At 47.8% G+C, this 20681-nt stretch carries 17 protein-coding genes; 7 read left to right on the top strand and 10 right to left on the bottom strand.

Annotation, left to right across the window (positions count from 1 at the left end):
• Positions 1–156 precede the first annotated feature (156 nt).
• Together HNR77_RS18505 and HNR77_RS18500 are read right to left on the bottom strand one after the other, a co-directional pair.
• Positions 157–4548 carry a glycosyl hydrolase 53 family protein gene (locus HNR77_RS18505; protein WP_184187471.1) on the bottom strand — a complete coding sequence of 1464 codons (4392 nt, stop codon included), beginning with the start codon at positions 4546–4548 and terminating at the stop codon, positions 157–159.
• A 344-nt stretch (positions 4549–4892) separates the two neighbouring features.
• On the bottom strand, positions 4893–5612 hold the full coding sequence (locus HNR77_RS18500; protein ID WP_184187469.1) for a YceI family protein: 720 nt from the start codon (positions 5610–5612) through the stop codon (positions 4893–4895).
• Between the two features lie 198 nt (positions 5613–5810).
• Between HNR77_RS18500 and HNR77_RS18495 the strand changes: the two genes are divergently transcribed.
• Positions 5811–6497: a response regulator transcription factor gene (locus HNR77_RS18495; protein ID WP_184187466.1), complete on the top strand. Its 687-nt coding sequence runs from the start codon at positions 5811–5813 to the stop codon at positions 6495–6497.
• On the top strand, positions 6482–7948 hold the full coding sequence (locus HNR77_RS18490; protein ID WP_184187463.1) for a HAMP domain-containing sensor histidine kinase: 1467 nt from the start codon (positions 6482–6484) through the stop codon (positions 7946–7948). The genes HNR77_RS18495 and HNR77_RS18490 overlap by 16 nt, the downstream gene beginning before the upstream one ends.
• Before the next feature lie 59 nt (positions 7949–8007).
• On the opposite strand, the gene HNR77_RS18485 is transcribed toward HNR77_RS18490, so the two are convergent.
• On the bottom strand, positions 8008–8820 hold the full coding sequence (locus tag HNR77_RS18485) for an AAA family ATPase (protein WP_184187460.1): 813 nt from the start codon (positions 8818–8820) through the stop codon (positions 8008–8010).
• Positions 8821–9164: 344 nt separating this feature from the next.
• Here HNR77_RS18485 and HNR77_RS18480 point away from each other — a divergent pair, with 344 nt between their 5' ends.
• The gene (locus HNR77_RS18480) at positions 9165–9317 is read left to right on the top strand and encodes a DUF1540 domain-containing protein (RefSeq protein ID WP_110894143.1); all 153 of its coding nucleotides are present in this window, start codon (positions 9165–9167) and stop codon (positions 9315–9317) included.
• Positions 9318–9509: 192 nt separating this feature from the next.
• Positions 9510–10967 carry a 4-hydroxyphenylacetate 3-hydroxylase family protein gene (locus HNR77_RS18475; protein ID WP_184187457.1) on the top strand — a complete coding sequence of 486 codons (1458 nt, stop codon included), beginning with the start codon at positions 9510–9512 and terminating at the stop codon, positions 10965–10967.
• A 51-nt stretch (positions 10968–11018) separates the two neighbouring features.
• On the opposite strand, the gene HNR77_RS18470 is transcribed toward HNR77_RS18475, so the two are convergent.
• The 3 genes from HNR77_RS18470 to HNR77_RS18460 are packed head-to-tail and all read right to left on the bottom strand — an operon-like array spanning position 11019 to position 12906.
• Positions 11019–11591, bottom strand: coding sequence for a nitroreductase family protein (locus HNR77_RS18470; protein WP_184187454.1), 573 nt, complete (start codon positions 11589–11591; stop codon positions 11019–11021).
• Between the two features lie 50 nt (positions 11592–11641).
• Complete coding sequence (locus tag HNR77_RS18465) at positions 11642–12448, bottom strand: hypothetical protein (protein WP_184187451.1); 807 nt, start codon at positions 12446–12448, stop codon at positions 11642–11644.
• Positions 12449–12453: 5 nt separating this feature from the next.
• Entirely contained in the window at positions 12454–12906 is a 453-nt protein-coding gene (locus tag HNR77_RS18460; RefSeq protein WP_184187448.1) for a flavodoxin, read from the bottom strand.
• Positions 12907–13163: 257 nt separating this feature from the next.
• Here HNR77_RS18460 and HNR77_RS18455 point away from each other — a divergent pair, with 257 nt between their 5' ends.
• The 3 genes from HNR77_RS18455 (at position 13164) to HNR77_RS18445 (ending at position 15303) form a co-directional block, all read left to right on the top strand.
• Positions 13164–14027, top strand: coding sequence for a class I SAM-dependent methyltransferase (locus tag HNR77_RS18455; protein ID WP_184187445.1), 864 nt, complete (start codon positions 13164–13166; stop codon positions 14025–14027).
• Positions 14028–14029: 2 nt separating this feature from the next.
• Positions 14030–14761: an RluA family pseudouridine synthase gene (locus tag HNR77_RS18450; RefSeq protein WP_184187442.1), complete on the top strand. Its 732-nt coding sequence runs from the start codon at positions 14030–14032 to the stop codon at positions 14759–14761.
• A gap of 155 nt (positions 14762–14916) precedes the next feature.
• On the top strand, positions 14917–15303 hold the full coding sequence (locus HNR77_RS18445) for an MGMT family protein (protein ID WP_184187439.1): 387 nt from the start codon (positions 14917–14919) through the stop codon (positions 15301–15303).
• Positions 15304–15437: 134 nt separating this feature from the next.
• On the opposite strand, the gene HNR77_RS18440 is transcribed toward HNR77_RS18445, so the two are convergent.
• The 4 genes from HNR77_RS18440 to HNR77_RS18425 all read right to left on the bottom strand — a co-directional run bounded on the left by HNR77_RS18440 (position 15438) and on the right by HNR77_RS18425 (position 20563).
• Positions 15438–16955, bottom strand: a complete 1518-nt coding sequence (locus HNR77_RS18440; RefSeq protein WP_184187436.1) for a DHA2 family efflux MFS transporter permease subunit — start codon at positions 16953–16955, stop codon at positions 15438–15440.
• Entirely contained in the window at positions 16952–17398 is a 447-nt protein-coding gene (locus HNR77_RS18435) for a MarR family winged helix-turn-helix transcriptional regulator (protein ID WP_184187433.1), read from the bottom strand. Before HNR77_RS18435 ends, HNR77_RS18440 begins: the two co-directional genes overlap by 4 nt.
• A gap of 380 nt (positions 17399–17778) precedes the next feature.
• A complete protein-coding gene (locus HNR77_RS18430; RefSeq protein ID WP_184187431.1) occupies positions 17779–20253 on the bottom strand; it encodes an FAD-dependent oxidoreductase in 2475 nt (824 codons plus the stop codon).
• Complete coding sequence (locus HNR77_RS18425; protein WP_111271334.1) at positions 20246–20563, bottom strand: ArsR/SmtB family transcription factor; 318 nt, start codon at positions 20561–20563, stop codon at positions 20246–20248. The genes HNR77_RS18430 and HNR77_RS18425 overlap by 8 nt, the downstream gene beginning before the upstream one ends.
• Positions 20564–20681: the final 118 nt, after the last annotated feature.

The following is a 20681-nucleotide window of genomic DNA, read 5'->3' as shown; positions in this document are numbered from 1 at the left end:
AGAAGACATTCGTTCCGAAATTCGGTACGAATGTCTTCTTTTCTGTAAACTAAATAACATCTGTAGAAAAACTGCTAGTTCTTCAGTGGCCTCTCCGCGATTCGATCTCTCTTTTCTTACGTTTAAGTTATTATGATCAAGCTTGAATCAAAACTCTTAGTACAACTGTTCCAGCAGCCTCGCTACCGCAACAGCTCCTTGCGCACGATTCGCGGTCTGTTTTGGAGCAAAAGTGCTGTCCGGCAGCCCGTTTAATACGCCAAGCTCCAGCATGGAGGCCACAGCCTCTTGTGCGTATCCGGCAATTGCGGTTTGATCTTTAAACACAGGCTGTCCGGCAGCAGCTGCAGAAGCCTTATCGTTCACGTCACTTGCTGCCAGCATTGCCCGATGCAGCATTACAGCCATATCCTGACGTGATATGCGATCATTTGCACCGAATGTTCCGTCCGCTCTGCCCTGAACAATGTTCATCGCAAGACCTGTGCGAACGGCATCTGCAAACCATTGATCTGACTTGACGTCTGTCGGTAGTGTAACTGAAGAATCCGTGTGATTTCCTTTTCCAATCCCTTTAACAAGCATCTGTAAAAATTGGGCACGGGTGAGTTCACTCTGCGGCTCAAAACGAGTATCACTCATACCTGCAATGATGCCTTTGCTATAGAGATGCTGAACCTCTTGAACTGCCCAAGCATGCTGCTGCAAATCGGTTAAAGGCACTTTAACGTTGGTAATGACGTAACTGCCAGGCTTGGACGGCTTGAATGCCATCGTAGCTGTAGTCTGCTCATACTTGGTATATGCCACAGGTTGCAGTTCACCATTCGTTGAGATGGAATTGACAACCATGACCGTATGCTCTGCTTTGACAGGCTGTACATCGGATAAAAGCACTTCAACCGTCTTGTCAGCCCACTGGATCGACTTGTTATTGAGCAGCAGCTGCACATCAACCACAGGATGATTGCCGATATCGGCTCGCTGGGCAGCAGTCACTTGCTCTGCTGATCCTTCTGCAACGACAACGTCAAACGTACCTGCGGTCTCCGAAATCGTGAGCGGCAGGGACCGAAGCGGGATACGAACTGTCGTTTTGCCCACGACAACATCAATGGAATGTACTTCCGCCGATTTAACCCATGAAGCCAGCTGACTCGATGATATCTGGAACGTCACCGCTTTGGAACTGTCAGGCACATCGGCCACCAGCTTCAAGGTACGTTTGCCTGTGTCCATTGATTTCAAAGCCTGAGCAAGCTCGGCTGCACTTGGACGCACTGCAAATTTGCCCTCTCCTGTGGCTGTTCCTTTTACGGTAATGGAACCACTCGTTGTTTCGTTACCAGGCGCCGGCTGCGGTGTTGCTGCCGGATTATCCGTACCTGCCGAAGATGAAGGCGAACCGGACGAACTGCCTGGCTGGGATGGCTGCCCCGTGCCCGGGTTTGCAGTCTGGCGTACGAGCTGCGCAGCGGCATCCTTCAGCTGTTGGTCCGCACTGGTTAGCTCTTGCTCCGTAGCTTCCGCATCCAGCATCAGCTGCTGAGCTTGCTTCAGCGCTTGGCTGAATACATTCCAGCTGGAAGCCGTGTAATCCGCTTGCTTCAACGCTTCTACAGATGCAACAGTTGATTTCAAAGCACTTCTGTCCGCCGGGATAGTACCATAAGCTTCAAATTCCATGAACCCGACCCATGAGGAACCTGCGGTAATCGTCACGCGGACGTAACGCCCCTCTGTTCCCTCCGGGAAAACGTGACTTGGGGATGTAGACACGACAACGTCGCTGGTTGTATCCACGACCGTCTTGAAATGCTCATTATCATCGGATACATCCATTCTGTATTTGATGCCACCGCTCCACATCGACATTTCAATTTTCCTTAGATTCGCAACCTGTCCAAGGTCCACCGTCCACCAGGTGTTCTCACCCGGTCCCTGATCTGTCCCCCAGGACGTGGTTGGATCATCGTCAATCGCGCCTGCCGGCGAGTTGTCCTTACCGCCGCCATTTCCTGCACTGCTTGAAGCTGTAGCTGTTTTACCTGTCGTCAAGGCCTGCAGTTTGCCCAGATTTGTGAAAGCTTGTTTCAACGTATCCAGTGCTGCATTTACCTGAGATTGCTTAGCATCTGTATTGTCTCTCACCTGAATGGCATCCTGCAAAGCCTGCTGCAGAACGGACCAGCTGCGATGGGTATATGATGATTCATTCTCCATCTGCATGAGCTGAATGTATTGGTGCAGTTCTGTTTTATCCACATCAGACAAGCCTTCAATAGCTGCTTGAAGACGCTCTTTTGCTTGATTTACATCTGTTTGGGTAGCTTTTGGATCAGCCACAACGGTTTTCGCATGTTCCAGCGCTTTGCTGAGTACGGCCCATGTTGCTGACGACCAGTTATTCTGTTGAAGCTTCTCTGCTTCTACAATTGTCGCTTGAAGCGGTTCAAGTTCCGGCGCAATCACGCCAAGCTGTGACATCACATTTTCCAAAGATGCTGTCGCTGCATCGGTTTCCTCTTGACTCACACCACCTGACGTATACGCTTTAGCGTAGATCCCTTCAGCTACATCAATTGCAGGAGCCAGACTCCCCCACGTTTCAGGTGTAAAATCACTTTCGACAAGGGCGTTTGCCCGTGTTAGTGCTGCTGCCAGCTGCTGCCGATCTGTTGGCATCTGCACAAGCCCTCTTTTGAATACGTCGAGAGACCACAGGGCTCTGCCTTCTTTGGAATATCCGCCATTCGCCGGAAACTCATCATAATCAAACATGCCCTGGTTTTCCCACGCATCGCCTTCGGTATCAATCCAGCCTACTCCTGCCGGAATCCAGGCCGGCTCCCAGTAGAAGAAACCTGCCCCGCGATGATCAGGCACGTTTGCAATCAGATCCATAATGCCCGCAATCGCATCGTACTGCCCTTGAACCGTTGCCGGGAACGTTGCCCCTCCAACATGAAGGGCTTGATCCGAGCCAATGATATTTCCATGCTTGTCTCCATTTTTATAAGTGAACGGATAGGATGTTTCTGCGATAATAACATCCTTACCAAACGCTGCGGATACTTCATTCATCGTTCGCTGCACGTCGGCAAATGTACCATGCCAGAACGGGTAATACGACAGTCCGATAATGTCATACTTCAGTTCTGGTTCTGCTTTTTCCAGCTCTCCGAAGTACCATTTGATACTATCCGTCTTGCCGCCTTCGGCCAGATGAATCATGATCATTGCCGGGTCACCGCTGTTCCCGCCTGCTGCTTCAACTGCGCGTACAGCGTCAATTCCACTTTTCAGCAATGCTGCGTTTTCGGCAAAATTAACAGTCAGGTTTTTGCCGTTTAAAAGCCCGCTATTAATCTCGTTGCCAATCTGTACCATATCCGGCATAGCACCTGCATTCTTCAAATCCCCGACGACTTCAACCGTATAATTGTATACCGCTTTCTTAAGTCCTTCGAAATCCAGGTTCTCCCACGCTTTTGGAACAAGCTGCTGACCAGGGTGTGCCCAATCATCCGAATAATGGAAATCCAGCAGCACCTTCATGCCCTTTTGTTTAGCACGTACAGCCATGTTGATGACATCTTCCTTATCGTTATAACCACCCGATTGCTGTGGATCATTCCAAAGACGCAGACGCACATAATTGACACCGCGATCCTTGAGAATATCAAGCAAGTCCCGTTCGGTGCCGTTGCTGTCCAGATATTTTCCACCCTTCGCTTCAATCGCCGTGAGTGTTGAAATATCAACGCCTCTTACGTAATCGGAACGATACCCTTGTACAATAACCTTTGCTTCAGGTTTAAGCTCCGTACCATATACGGCACCTGTTACAGTGAATTCACCTGCTGTCTCATATTGCGATGAGTCGATGCTGTCCCAGGTTACGGGAACCAGACCTGACTTTTGATTTGCATAATTGGCTTTGACCTCCGCAGGCAGAACCGGCGCACTTCGTGGAAGTGTGCTTACTTGTACCTGATCATAACTCGTAATGTCGGCTGGCTCCATGCCTTCCGATTCTCCCCAGACTTTCAGGTCGGCTATTCCCGGCCAATAATTCTCTCCCAGATAAAATGGAATCGTTACTTTCACATATTGCACCGCCGTGCTTGTATTAAAATCGAGATTAATCGTTTTTTCCGCAATTTGATCTGTGTTGCTGGCGACTTGAGTCCATGTGTTGCCATCTTCGGATACCTCAATCACATACTGAATAATTTTTTCTTTTTGGTCATCTTCGTCTTTCCATGTGATTTCCGCTCCAGACAGCACATATGGCCCTCCCAGATTAACCATCAACCAGTGAGGATCATTTGCTTTAGTTGGACCAGGTGCACTCCAATGTGTGTACACATCACCATCCACAGCTTTTTCTTTTTCCCCGTGGTACTCCAAGTCTTCCGCACTCACCGTTACTGTTTTGTTCAGCGCCACATTATTTTTCGCTGCTTCTGCGGGCCTGGCGATCAGACCCAGATCACAGAACAACAACAATAAAACAAGACAGCCGCTTATGTACCTTTTGTTCACCCTTGATCTCCCCCTTTAAGTGTTTGTTTATGCTTGGATCAATGAATGTCATGAATCCTCCTCATTGTAAGCGCTTCATGATCATCAGCAATACGGCATTTTCGAAAGGAAACAGCAGTTATTTTAACAATGTAGAATTTCCCATGCTTCCGTCCGCCTAGGCCTACCCTGATTTTCCAGCTGCAGGCAGGAGAAAAACAAAAAAATCTGCTCGTCCACCCTAAGGCAGAATCGAACAGATTTCAAATGTGCTGCATAAATAAAGGACACTTTACTTCAAAATAAAGGTCATTCTACTTCTGAATGAGATGTATTCTCCTTCTTATTATAGAAGAAAGACAACTCTATTTCGCCAGCTTCAGCTCCAGGCGCACCTGAATATCATTTTCCGTAGAAAGCACAACCGAGTGTGGATTTTTCATGCCAAAGTCTTCAAACGTGACCATCGTTGTGCCTGACAGCAGCAATTGATTATCTTGATAAGCCGCTTTCGCATCAAAAGTTACTTCCTTTTCAATGCCTTTGACCGTCAGGGTGCCCTTCATTTTCAGATCAACCGTCTGTCCCTCTGTCCATTCAGCAGGCATGCCTTCAAAAGAAGTTGCTTTGAATGTCGCCTGTGGATATTGGGCCATGTCGAAGAAATCTGCGCTTTTCACATGCTCATCCCGCTGACCGTTGCCGGAATCGATGCCATTCATCTCGATCTGTCCCTCAGCTGTTGACTTCGCTGGATCCTGATCGTTCAGTGACCATTTCCCACTTACCTGCTCGTCCACAAAGTTCACTGTTTCCTGAGAGGTCGTTACCGAAAAATACACTTTCGAGCCTTCGCTGATGTTCCAGTCCCCGCTCAGCTTTTCAGCACCTGCTGCTGTATTCTCCACCGCTGCTGCCGAGCTGCCGTCCGACGTTGTCGCTGAAGCTGCTGTGCTTGCAGGCAGTACCTGCTCAATCTCCACATTATTCCCCAGATAACTATTCGTAAAGTAATAACCGCCCCCGCCAATAATGGCTACTGCTGCTACACCTGTAATGATCCATGTTTTCGTCTTTTTATTCATCTCTATAATTCCTCCAGTACAGTATGGTATGGTTAATGGCTCCTCATTGATATGGATCATACCAGTCGAATGTGTCAGGAAGAAGTCAAGATACGATTTATTTGCAACTTTTTTCAAAAATTGATTACAGCATTGGCTTTATGCCTCACCTCATGTAAAATCAGTACACAAGCTTCATGCGAAAGGAGAACACCCTGTTTGAAATCTATACTCATCGTGGAGGATGAGCAGGCAATCGCACGCGTTCTGGCTGCTTATCTGCGCAAAGCTGAATTTGAAGTACATCATGCAGCAGACGGTCAGACAGCCTTAAGTCTTTTTGATTCCGTAGCCCCTTCTCTCGTATTACTGGATGTCATGCTTCCGGGAATGGACGGTTGGGACCTGCTGCAGCTGATTCGGGAAAAAAGCACATGCCCTGTCATCATGTTAACTGCACTTGACGATATTACACACCGGCTGAACGGACTTAATTCCGGTGCCGATGATTATATGAGCAAACCTTTTGTACCCGAAGAAGTGGTCGCAAGGGTAAATGCTGTGCTGCGGCGGAATCCGCATTGGACCTCCGGGGGCGAGGACAAGCGCTCGTTTGGCAACCTGGTCATTGATCTAGCGGCCAAGCAAGTGCTCCTGAATGGTGCTGAAGTGGCATTGACACCACGGGACTTGTCCCTGCTTATTTTTTTGTCCGAATACCCCAATCGTACATTTACCAGAGAACACCTGATCGAGCAGGTATGGGGCATGGATTACGAGGGCAGTGATCGGGCAGTAGATTTATCAATCAAACGACTGCGTCAGGCACTCTCCCACTGGACGACCGATACAGGAGAGATACGCACGCTGCGAGGAATGGGGTATCAATTTTGGGTCGCCAATTAACTTCGAACAAGCGTAAACGCACGATTTCTATTTTGTCACACTGGACGCTGCGTTATTTTCTGATATTATGTATCGGCTTCTCGATTATTGCGGCGGGTGCACTCTATTGGATACGCACAACATCGATTGAAAAAAGTTTGAAAACAGCTGAGCTGCTCGGTTGGGAGATTGCTGATCGAGTGACCGTCAAGGGCAACCAGCTTTGGGTTCCACCTGATCTGAATACGATCGTAAGCAGCCGCGAGAAGCTGTTTAATACGGATCATTATTTCTGTGTCATGGTGCTGGACAATAATAACAAGCTGATTTTCTCCCAGCCTAAAATGAAGCAAGAAGATGTCCACTACCGGCTCTCCGATGACTATCTTGAACCACGTAACAGTAAATATGCCGGGGTAACGGTCGATATTACAGACGGGAATCAGACATTAGGTAAAGTTTGGGTCATGCAGTCCAAACAGTCCATTACGTTTAGCCCTGAAACGATATGGTTTGTTGCACTCATCTTTGGCGGTCTGATTCTATGCGGCTGGTTTACCATCTATCTGTTATCCAGCAAGCTCTCGAGACCGATTCGTCAGGTTGCTTATGCAGCAGAGCAAATACGTGGCGGCAATTATGAGGTAAGCCTCGATATTGACACCAGGGAGCGGGAGATTAACGAGCTTGTAGGTTCTTTCGGTGATATGGCAACACGCCTGCGACAGCTTGAGGAGTGGCGAACACTATCACTGGCGGGTGTAAGTCATGAGCTCAAAACCCCCGTTACGTCTATTAAAGGACTTGTGATGGCTGTGCGAGACGATGTAGTCAGTCCACAGGAGGGCAAGGAGTTTCTCGATATCGCCTTGAAGGAATCAGAACGTATGGAGCGTATGATCGCCGATTTGCTGGATTACAATGCAATGACTGCAGGCAGTGTTGCTGTTCGAAAGGAACGAACGGATCTCAAGCTGCTTGTTGGCGAAATTCTCTACCAATGGAAGATTGCATATGAAGATCAGATGCCGGAGGTTCAACTGCAGACTCCGCCTGACTCTCTGTATGTTGTCGGTGACGCTCTTCGCATCCAGCAAATTGTTGTCAATCTGCTTAATAACGGGCTTCATGCCACAGCTCCCGGACAACAAGCCCGGTTCCATATCGTTTTGCATGCAGATGAGCGTCTTTTACACGTGGACGTACAGGACAATGGTACGGGCATTTCGATTGAGGATCAGCCGAACATTTTCGAACGCTTCTATCGTGGTGAGCTGAAAAAACGCCGCAATCGCGGCTTGGGTCTCGGATTAACCTATAGCCGCCTTCTTGCTCAGGAGCAAGGCGGTGAGTTAACCTTGGTATCCAGCAGTCCGGTGGGCAGCACATTCCGCTTGAGTCTGCCGCGCTGGGTCGCACAGCCTGAAGTGCTTACATCTGAAAAAACATATGGTGCCCCGGTCAAAGCTTGACCGCAGCTGCACAAGAAATAGCCCGGCTTTCCTTAGATAACAGGAAACCGGGCTATTTTCTACCCTTGAAGCACTCGAGGTCTGTACTCATCATAAGCATCAGCGATCAGTTGTTTTTGCAGCGGTGTGCTGCGAATGATCGCTTTACGCTTCGCTTTTAATACAATCTGCTCTACGTCTGCATAACTGCAGCCAGCCAGACGTTCACAGATATAATCCTCCAGACTGTTCTCCTGCTCGAAGGTGCCAACCAGCTTGCTGATATAAAGCCTGCGGCTGTCTTCATCCGGCATGCTGTACGTCATCTTGGTATCAAAGCGGCGCCAGATTGCGTGATCCAGCTGTGTCTCCAGATTTGTCGCAGCAACCAGAATGCTGTCTCCTTCGAATTCATCCAGACATTGCAGCAGTGTATTGACCACTCTGGCCATCTCTTTTACTTCATCATTACTTTCCCGTGTACGGCCAATCGCATCAAATTCATCCAAGAACAATACACAGGGGTTGAGACATGCATATTCGAACAATTTGCGTACGTTACTGCCTGTTTCCCCCAGATGACTGTGAATGAGCGCGTCCAGCCGGACGAGCACCAGCGGCAGTTCTAGACGTTGAGCCAGATATGAAGCGGTTAATGTTTTTCCTGTGCCCGGAGGGCCAAACATGACCATTTTGTTAGGAATCGATACGTCATGCTCTCTGAACTTTTCCTTCATGCCCAGAATCGTAATAAATTCCTCGACAATTCGTTCATTTTCAGCGGAAAATACAATATGCTGGGCTTTTCGTCTACATTCCTTAGGTGTGTAGAACGCCGCCATATCAATGCCCTTGGCACGCGGGATACGATTGCTGTTATTCATTTTGCTCATGTGCTGGTGTAACTCCTTCATATTTATGATTAAAGGGCTGAGCCGATCTAGTTTCTGGTTGTCTTTTGTTGTTAATCGTAAATTTTACTATTAAATCATAACATAATGCGGCCTCTTTGCAAAGCGGATACTGCTTGTGTGCATTTTATTTTCTAAGAAGCAGCGTTTAGTTGCATGCATTAGCCAAATTTGCTATTCTGAAAGTGCATCGTTGTGTATAACGCAAAAAAGCCCTCTAATTTCATGAGAGCGTGAAAATTGTTCCAGATATGCAAGCGGCAACTTGCTTATCCAGAAGATGTATACCAACGAATGTAATCCCATTCAAAGTGAGGTTAACAATCATGGCAAAAGACGTACTGTGTGAAGTAAACTCCTGTCGTCACTGGGCTCAAGAAAACAAATGCAACGCTACCTCCATCTACATCGTGAGCCATGCTTCCAAAGAAGCAAGTGAGTCTGCTGAAACAGACTGCAAAACGTTTGAAGTGAAATAATGGTTGATTGTGTTACTGAAGGAGCCCCTCGGGGTTCCTTTTTCTTTGCTTATTGTAGCAAGAATGATAATTATTATCAAGCTTTAAAATAAAATTCCCTCTATGGTCATCTGCACATTGGACAGCACCTTCACGTAGACTATGTTTAGAAGTGAATATGCCCATGAAACATGAACCAAGAGGTGAATAACGATGCCCGCTAAAACTGGCATGCAGTATTGTGAACGAATTAACGCCCAAACCGTCCCCTGCTGGTACAAGGGAGAACTGCTGAACGGTAAACGTTCAGAGCATATCGCCTTTTCCGGCCTGATGAAAACCCAGAAGTTCATGTATGATATGCAATCTGATCCACAACTGGCAGAGCGCTTGACGTATGCCTCTCCATCCGATGGCAAACCTGTAGGCATGTCCTTCCTGCCTCCAACAAGCAGCGACGATCTTCGCAAAAGACGGGAAGCGATGACACTGTGGGCTCAGGTCCATCACGGCTTTCTGGGACGTTCACCCGATTACATGAACACGGCTATCATGGCTTTTTACACAGCAGCTGATCTGCTCAACGAGCTATCTCCCCAATACGCTGAAAATCTGAGAAATTACTATGCCTACTGCCGTGACCACGACATCACACTATCCCACGCGTTCATTCAGCCCCATGCTAGCAAAATTTCAGGACAGCTTGACGCAACAGAAGATGCCATTGCAGCCAAAGTTGTTGAACGGACAGAAGAAGGATTGATTATTAATGGTGCTTTTATGATGGCTACACAGGCAGCCACTTCGGACGAGATTTTCGTTTACCCTTCCCCTTCACCCGCACCTTTTGATGATGAGAATCCGTTTGCTTTTTCTTTTGCCGTTCCCAATGATCTGCCAGGCATCACCCTGATCTGCAGAGATACGTATGCCGCATCCTCAGATTATAACTATCCTTTGAGCTCCAAATATGAGGAAATGGACAATATCGTCATCTTTGACCATGTGCTTGTACCCCATGAACGCATTTTTTTTGCGGGTAATGAGCAGATGTCCTCAGCTCTTTTCAGTGGGAGCAATTTTCATATCCACGCCGGACACCAGGTTTTATGCCGTTATATAGCCAAAACCGAATTTGTCCTGGGTACAATTCAGCTGCTTACTGATACACTTGATCTGAAAAGTGAAGCCCATGTGATAGAAAAGACAGCTCGTGCCCTCGCCGGTCTTGAGTCATTAAAGGCGCTTGCGATCGCAGCTGAGGCAGGTGCTGTACCCGACGGTAGAGGTTATGTATTGCCAGCACCCAAACCACTCATGGCTGCCAATCTGTTATATCCGAAGCTGTACCCTGAGATGATCGAAATTTTGCAACTGCTAAGCTCCAGCGGCATGATCATGGTGCCTCAGGAAGAGGACTTTCAATCCGGGGCCGCAGAATCATTGAACATTTATCTAAGGGGCACAGACCTGAGCTCACCGGAGCGCAACGCGCTCTTCCGCTTGATCTGGGAACTCGGAGCAGGTTCGTTTGGCGGCAGACAGACACAGTTTGAACGCTTTTTCTTCGGCAACGCAATTACCGTGTCTAACCGCTTGTATACTGCAAGTGCTCAGGATCAGTCACAGCGGGAACTTGTTCGTCAGTTCCTTACCCGCTCTGCAAAATAGAGGGCTGTTTTACGTACAAATTACATCGGGTAGCGGAGACACCACTTTCCTTTATACCAGATGGTCGTACACCGTCATGAGTTCAGAGGCGGGTCTGCCTGCTTCCATATGGCGTGGTTCAGACTGGTCTCCGTAGCCGATGTGAAACACACCGAGCACCCGTTCTTTCGCGGTTAACCCCATTAAATTCATAAATACCGGATGCTGTTGATAATCATTCACTTTCCAGACCGCATGTAACCCTTGCTCTGCCGCCAACATACAGAAGCGCTTGCTCCATGCCTTGGCAGATATCATATCATCCTCTGGTGTGTCAGCCGACACAGGAGCAACCACGACCAGATGCGCCGGAATAGCTTCTGTATATTGGTACGCGGCCCAGCTTCCATGACAATCCGCAAGATGAGGAGGAAAGCTCTGTCTGACGGCTTCCATATAAAGCTGACGCCCTTCACCGGAGAACAGCATATAACGCCAGGGTGCCGGGCTCATAACATATAAGGATGGATCTGCCTCATCCAGCAGCCTCCGGATCACGGATTGTGGTACGGGCATAGGGCTGAATTCATAGGTTCCTGCTCTTCGTTTGCCAATGCTGTTCTCTTGCCTGTATAACGTTGTCATCTTCGTTCCCTCCTCTGCAATACCCACTGTCATACAACTGGAAACCTGCGCTACATCAACCATGTTTTTTTGGAATCTGCTCCTTCGGCTCTCCACCGATCCACTTCTTCATGTACGCGGCTCTTGTCTTTGGCTGTAAAACGTTCAGATGCGGTCTCCTGCGGTATCAGCAGACTGTCCCGCACAAGACGAAGATAATCCATTGAACGCTGCAACGATTGACGGCCTGGCATAAATCTGATTTTGCGGCCTTCGAGCAAGCTGTAAATCTCGATCATACCGGGCAGCTTGCCAAACGCCTCCCAGCAGAACACGCTGACCATATGCTGGAATGCCTCCACAACATTGGCATCATGAACGACCATATATTTCTGTACGAGCAGTTGATCCCAACCTTCAGGCTGCCAGACTGCCTGGAATATGATCGACATATCCAGTGTTAAGGAAGGCACCTCTGTTTTCCATTGTTCGAATAAAATAACGGGATGCTGAAGATCCTCATTAGCTGCAATGGCGAGTGACAATTCATCAATCATTTTGTGTTTGACATCCCAATAGTGAAGTACGGAATCAAAGCCGTCCGTTTTTCTGGGCCACCATTTTTCAAGTACATACTGAATCGGAATTTCTTTGCGAATCTCGGGGTCTACACTATAAAAATAATTGATGGCATGACTGACAGCATACTGTACACGATGTCTCCATTGCAGTGCAGGCTGCTGCTCAGATACAGGTTCAGGGCGGATGAACCTGTACGGGCTGCGCAGCATCTCTTCCAGCTTGTAGTCTTCAAGCAAACGTCCGGGAAGCTCACTGCTCCTTGCGGTCACTGCTGCTTGAACATCACGCTGTAACATCTGATTTATGATACCTTCTCACCGGCAGCAACGAAACGTATGCCAAAATCCCGGCACGTTTCCTTCTCCTGCTCCAGCGGACTATATTCAATCTTGAGCGTCTCTGGTGATACTTCCGCCCCGCGCTCCTGCAGCTTCTCCGCTGTCAAATCCACTGCCTTGCAAAACTGTTCATAAGAGGTGTCACCGCTGCCGAATACGGCAGCTCTTCTTCCACTCAGATCAAGCTCATCCAGTTCTTCATAGAAATCCAGAAACTCATCAGGTAATTCTCCATCTCCCCAGGTATACACACCTATCATAAATCCGTCGTAATCCAGCACATCGGCTGCATTACAATCTGTAACAGACTTAAGGTCCACCTCATGTCCGCTCTGTGTTATGCCTTCCGCAATCAGTTCCGCAATCTCTTCTGTATTTCCCGTCATACTGGCAAAAGCAACCAACCATTTAGCCATCTATTGTCCCTCGCTTTATCTTTGTCATATACATCATATCCCCAAGACGATCTTCAGGATTTACTAACATATTGTAATATCAAAATCATAAGTGATAATGATTATCATTGTCAAATTAATTTTTAATCTCTTCAATTTTAATTTCATGTCGAAATTCGTCATGATCCTGCCTGATGACCAGGAGCCTTGCTGGCGTAGAGCCCCTTTTTTGTTGTACAATAGTATCCAAATGAATTTTGAAGGATGGATAAACCACTATGTACGTAGCAAAGAACTGGAAAGACTATGAAGTAATTGATACTGGAGGCGGCGAGAAGCTGGAGCGCTGGGGCGATGTCATCCTGCGCAGACCTGATCCACAGATTATCTGGCCGCTCGAACATGAAACCCATGAATGGCGTCAAGCTCATGGTCACTACCACCGCAGCTCCTCTGGCGGCGGCAGCTGGGATATGAAAAAGCCTATTCCCGAACGCTGGACGATCGGGTACGAAAACTTGAAATTTCATATTAAGCCGACCAGCTTCAAACATACAGGTCTGTTTCCTGAACAAGCCGCTAACTGGAGCTGGATGATGGATAAAATTGCAAATGCAGGACGTCCGATCTCTGTACTGAACCTGTTCGCTTATACCGGCGGTGCAACAGTAGCTGCCGCTTACGCCGGTGCTTCCGTCGTTCACTGCGATGCAGCCAAGGGCATGGTTCAGTGGGCCAAAGAAAATGTGCAGCTATCCGGCCTTGCTGACCGTCCGGTTCGTTTTATTACCGATGATGTGTTCAAATTTGTGCAGCGCGAGCAGCGCCGCGGCAACAAATATGATGCGATTATTATGGACCCTCCTTCCTACGGACGTGGTCCGAACGGCGAAACATGGAAGCTGGAAGAGAATCTCTATCCTTTCCTGAAATCCTGTATGACCATTCTGTCGGACAACCCGCTCTTTATGCTGGTGAATTCGTATACGACAGGCATCTCCTCCACAGTACTGCGCAACATGCTGACAATGACGATGTCTGCCAAGTATGGCGGACAGATCACAGCAGGAGAGATCGGCCTGCCGATTACACGCAGTGGTCTGGATTTGCCATGCGGTATTCTGGGCCGCTGGGAGTCCTGATGATGTCTGCTCATCGGCAAGGCGGAGAGATTGACATTCTGTTTGAAGATAATCATCTGTTAGGGATCAGCAAACCTGTGAATGTGCCTACACAGGAAGATGCATCCGGTGATCCCGATCTGTTGACTTTGCTCAAACAGGATCTGAAGGAACGATACAACAAACCCGGCAATGTTTATCTGGGCCTGGTGCATCGTCTGGATCGCCCGGTTGGAGGTGCGATGATTTTTGCCAAAACCTCCAAAGCCGCCTCCAGATTATCCGAAACGGTGCGCGGACGTCATTTCCGTAAAATCTATGCGGCTGTTGTACACGGCAAATTGCCAGCACGCAAAGGCACGTTAAAACACACACTGTTGAAGGATAGCAGAACCAATACCGTCACCGCTGTACCCAAAGGTACGCCTGGCGGCAAGGATGCGGTGCTGGACTATCAGGTCATTGGAGAAACGGATCGGTACAGCCTCGTTCATATTGAGCTGCATACCGGACGCTCCCACCAGATTCGTGTTCAGATGAAAGAAGCTGGCTGCCCGCTGTTCGGAGACCAGAAATATGGTGCTAAGCTAAACAAACCAGGGCAGCAGATCGCGCTCTGGTCTGTCATTGCTGCATTTCCACATCCGGTTACCAAGGAAGACGTCGTGCTTCGATCTCTGCCAGCACGGGAATTTCCATGGGCGGAGTGGCATTCACATATTTATGAGGAAGCTTTTGCGGAGAATAGACTTTAACTCTATTCTTCTTTTGTAAGCTACAAACAGGCAGAACCCGTCTGAGCCTGCAATGTGTCGTTCAGAACTGATGTCTGAGCGGCACTTTTTTTATTTTAAAGTATCTTGATCTTATTGATCTGTTATTTTCAGTTCAAAGACAGGAGTCGATTATGATGACCCCGTTTACGAAACAGGTTGTCGCTATTATCGCAGCAATCCCCGAGGGCAAAGTCATGACTTACGGGCAGATTGCAGCCCTTGCAGGGAGCCCCAGAGCGGCAAGACAGGTTGTCCGCATCCTGCACTCCATGAGCCGTAAGGAACGTCTGCCCTGGCATCGAGTCGTCAATGCCAAGGGAGAAATCGCTATACCAGACGATGAATCCCGTATGATGCAGGAGAACGAGCTGATTAGCGAAGGAGTCGAGTTTCAAATGGATGGCTCCATTGACCTCATACGCTTCAGACATGAACCTGATCCCGATTGGTTGCTGCATCATTTGGCTTCAATTAAGGATGAGGATGAGGATGAGGATGAGGATGAGGATGAGGATAAATAACAATACATTGTAATTCGTTAGCTTAGTAATGTCTCGTTTGCAAAACAAAAAAAGAGAACTCTTACCTGCCAGCAGGGTACACCTAATGCGGCAGGGAGAGTTCTCTTTCTCTTTTAGAATTCTTTCTAATCTGATTAAGCTGTCGCAACCTTTTTGGCTTTTTCCTTCTCCGCGTTGATCGGTTCGGAAGCCGGTTTCGTTTTCTGGATAAAGAAGGCCAGAATCAGGGCTGCAATCGTCATATAAGTTGCCACTGTAAAGGCATAGTTAACGCCATAGATCGTTGCATCTGCTGTAGCAGCCAGCATCGCTGTTTTGTTATTCGGGTCAACTGTACCCGTAGCCATCGTTTCGGCCAGATGCGACTTCAGCTTGCTGCTCATGATCGTTACAAGAATGGCTGTACCGATCGCCCCCGCCACTGTACGCAGTGTGTTCGACATTGCTGTACCATGTGCATTAAGTCGTTGAGGCAGCTGATTCAGACCTGCGGTCTGGATTGGCATCATCAGCATGGACATCCCGAACATACGAGCCGTGTAGATAAACATCATGTATCCATACGTAGTGTCAATGGACAGACGGCTAAGTCCCCACGTTGTAATGGCTGTAATGGCCAGACCTGCAACCGACAGCCAGCGTGCACCGACTTTATCGAAGATGCGGCCCGTGATCGGAGACATGATCCCCATCAGAATGGCACCAGGCATCATCAGCAAGCCCGATTCAATAGGCGAGAAGCCACGAATATTTTGCAAGAAAATCGGAAGCAGAATCATACCCGCAAACATGGCCATCGTAACAAGCATATTAATGATGGTGGTTAAGGTGTACATATTGTATTTAAAAATACGGAACTCAAGCAGCGGATGATCCGTAGTCAGCTGGCGGATAACGAACAAAATGAGGGAAACCGCACCAACAACCAGACAGCTGATCACAACAGTGCTGCCCCATCCATCTGTTCCAGCATCACTGAATCCGTACAGCAAGCTGCCGAAGCCGAGTGTAGATAAAATAACGCCGATGGAGTCCAGTTTCGGTTTGGACTGACGTGTTACATTTTTGACAAAAGCAATACCAATCGCTGTTGCAATGACCGAGAATGGCAGAATGATGTAGAACAACAATCTCCAGGAGTAGTGCTCAACGATATAACCGGACAATGTCGGTCCAATCGCTGGTGCAAGAATCATGGCAATACCCATCGTACCCATCGCCTGACCGCGCTTCTCAATCGGGAAGATGGTCAGAAATACAACCGTCATCAGCGGCATCAAAATACCTGCACCGCCGGCCTGAATCACACGACCAACCATTAGAATAGAAAAATTCGGACTGATTCCGCATACCAACGTACCTAGTGTAAACAAGGTCATGGCTGTTATAAAAATTTGCCGTGTTGAAAACTTGGCGATCAAGTACGCCGTAACCGGGATCAACACCCCGTTTACCAGCATATAACCCGTGGTCAGCCACTGGGCTCTGTTCGGCCCGATGCCGAGGTCCTCCATGATTTTAGGAAGAGCAACGTTCATCAGGGTCTGGTTCAAAAATGCCACAAAGGCACCAATTAACAAGGCCGCTACAATCGGGCCTTTCTTGATGTTGTCCATCCCGGAGGACGGAGCTGTAGCAGTTGTTGTGCTCATAAGTTGTTCATCTCTCTTCCTTGTAACTTTTCAATCATCAGACTATGAATACGAAGCAGGTGCTCAAGATCATCCTTCGGAATTTCCAGTATAGGTGATACACGCTCCATCCACAGCTGCTGTGTCTCCTGCTGGGCCTTTTCCCCTTTGGCTGTAATCTGCAGCACTACAGAGCGGCGATCCGCATCAGAACGTGTACGCACAATGTACTCGCCCTTAACGAGACGCTCAACAACAGCGCTCATCGAGCTGCTGCCCATATGGCACAGATCAGCAATCTCATTAATACCCAGAGCTGGTCGCTCTTTAAGGATGGATAACACCATAAACTGAATCGAAGTCAACTCGATATCCTTGTTTTCATTCCAGAATGCCCGGAAAAGCATCTGATTCACTTGTCGAAATGAGTTGATAATGTAAAATACTTCGTGCGAGTCCGTCATTGTTTCACCCTTTTACTTATGGAATATAATATTTCGTACACGAAATATCAGGGGAACAATTACTTATTATAACAAAAAAATTTACATAGTCAACTCTTTACATATTAAATTTGAAGAAAATAATATCAGTGCATACTAATATGTATTATATAAGCATTTTTCGTATCTCTAATCCATGATCAGCGCAGCTTTCTCATAGAAATCTGCTTCAAGCTGATGATTATCGAGAATTGTTTAGGATATTTTAGTCATTTCCAAGCCTCGACCTAGTTGTAGCCTGTCCCGAAATGATGAGATTATTCAAACAAAAGACCTCTGTTCCACTATATAGCGAAACAGAGGTTGACCTAAAAAATTGATAAGAATGTATTCAGTTAAGTTTAGATAAACAAATTATGATTCGCCTGATCCGCCTGACCAAGGTAATAACCTACTCCGCCAATGACAGCTTCATTGATCAATTCCTCATGCTGTATGCCCATAAGGTCCATCGACATCTGGCAGGCCACAATCTCTACCCCTTGTGCGATCGCCGATTGCATCAGCTGCTCCAGTGAAGCCACATTATTTTTTTTCATCAGTCCTCGAATCATCTTGGGTCCTGCACCAAACATATTCATTCTGGATAGTCCAAGCTTCAAACTGTTTTTGGGCAGCATCATATCAAACATCCGAGCCATGCCAGTTTTCACAGGCGCTTGCTGCAGCTCTTGCTTACGGATGATATTCAGGCCCCAGAAGGTGAAAAACATCGTCACTTTGCGACCGCTCGCAGCTGCTCCGTTAGCAATGATGAACGATGCAATTGCTTTATCCAGATCACCGCTGAATACAACCATCGTGCTCGCTTTGTCAAATGGCTGTGACTCACTTCTGACAGGTGCTGTGTTTTTGGACAAAACAGCCTCGATCACCCCGCCCTTCTCACGCTCAAGCTTCAGCACATCCGACCCGGACATACTTGCCCAAGCCTTGACATCCTCATAAAATCCGGGATCCGAGGCTTTAACTCGAAGTGTTTGTCCATCCTGTAACTGATCCATTTTCTGTTTAACCTCAATAAGCGGCCCAGGGCAGCTTAAACCACACACGTTCAGCTCATTATCTATTCGAATTTCCTTGGAGGACTGGACTGTTTCTGCATTTGTTTTACCACTATTGCTGCTATTCAAACTGTTGCCATCTGCCCCCGACACGGGTGCAGGTTTGAATTGAGCTTGACGATAGGTCTTGTAACCCCCGCTCAAGTTCCTCACCTGATAACCATGCTGGCGCAAGATTTGCGTAGCTGTATAACCCCGCAGCCCTACCTGGCAATAAACCCAGATTTCCTTGGATATATCCAGCTCGGCAAGACGATGGCGAAGCTCGTCTACCGGAATAGACAGTGAGCCTGGAATGTTCCCGTTGCGGTGCTCCAGATCACTTCGTACGTCCAGCAAGATGGACCCCGCAGGATCACGCTCAGCAAGCTGATCATACGTGAATGAATTCACTCGTCCGTCCAAAATATTTTCCGCAGCGTACCCAATCATGTTCACCGGGTCTTTCGCTGAAGAGTAGGGCGGTGCATAGCTTAATTCCAGTTCTGTCAGATCACGTACATTGCCGCCATAATGGATCGCCACAGCAATATCATCAATCCGTTTATCCACACCTTCATAACCTACCGCCTGTGCGCCCAAAATCTGGCCCTCTGGAGTGAATAACAGTTTCAATGTCACTGCACTGGAGCCTGGATAGTAGGACGCATGAGAAGCCGGGTGAACCGTTACGGTGCGATAATCCTTGTTCAATCGTTTCAGCGTTTTTTCGTTGGTGCCCGTAGAGGCTCCCGTCAACCCGAAAACTTTGATGATGGACGTTCCCTGAGTTCCTTTATATGTCGTTGGAAGCCCCGCAATCTGATCCGCTACAATTCTCCCCTGTTTGTTTGCAGGACCCGCAAGCGGTATCGCTGTTTGTGTCCCGTGAATGTAATCCTTCACTTCAATGGCATCACCCACCGCGTAAATATGCGGAATACTGCTCTCCATCTTCTCATTGACGACAATGTGCCCGCGTGCTCCAAGAGCTACGCCACTATTCTGCAAGAAGGAGGTATCCGGTGTAACCCCGATAGCCAGAATGACCATGTCCGCCGATAACACAAGGCCATCAGACAGTTCTACGCCAATGCCTTGATCCAAAGCATGGAAGCCTTGCACACGTTGTGAAAATAACAGATGTACACCATGTTGCTGCATCTCTTGAGCAAGGGCAGCTGCCAGTTCAGGATCAAACGGAGTTAACAGCTGATCATTTCCCTCTATCAGAGTGACATCAAGCCCCGCTTCCTTCAAATTTTCGGCCATCTCTACTCCGATAAATCCTCCACCGATAACAATTGCATTTTCATTGTTACGTGAACTAACCTGTTCCTTGATTCGATCGATATCAGGAATGTTCCGTACCGTATAGATCAGCGGGTTATCCTTGCCCGGCAGATCAGGCACAACGGGACGAGCACCCGGGGACAGAATCAACTCATCATAACTTTCCTCATATACACCACGTTCCACACTCCGTACTTGTACAATACGTTTGCTGGAATCAACCGCAATAACCTCGCTCTCTGTACGTACATCAATGTTGAATCGATCCTGCATGCCTTTAGGCGTCTGCACAAGCAGTCGTTCACGCTCTTCAATCGTACCCCCGATGTAATAAGGCAGACCGCAGTTCGCAAATGAAATATAAGGGCCTTTCTCAAACATAATAATCTCTGCTTGTTCGTCCAGACGGCGGAGACGTGCAGCGGCGGAAGCACCACCTGCCACACCGCCTACGATTAACACTTTTTTACGTTCATTCATCTTCGCATTCATCCTTTGCAAATAAAATGTTCACCAGTTGTTCCACACGTGGATCAGCGAGTACATAATTTACTTCAAGACCATTACGCTCAGTTGCTACAATGCCTGCACTGCGAAGCTTTTGCAGATGCTGCGACACGGTAGATTGCGGAAGGTCCAGACATTCCTGCATATATGAAACATTACATTTCTTCTTGCGCATCAAGCCCCGTACGATGCATAGACGTATCGGGTGAGACAATGCTTTGAGAAATTCAGCGGGTTCGTCAAACTGCTTTAGTTGATTCCGATCAAAAGCAGGGAAATTCAAAAGCAACTCCTCCTCAATCGTTATATCGTAATATTAAGATATAGTGATGTAGTTGTCAACGCAAATCTATTTTTATGCTTTAAATAAAAACAGACTCCCGCTCGAAAGCCAGAAGTCT

The organism is Paenibacillus sp. JGP012, from assembly GCF_014203995.1.
GTDB classification, from domain to species: Bacteria; Bacillota; Bacilli; order Paenibacillales; family Paenibacillaceae; genus Paenibacillus; species Paenibacillus silvae.
This window is presented reverse-complemented; position numbering and strand designations above follow the sequence as displayed.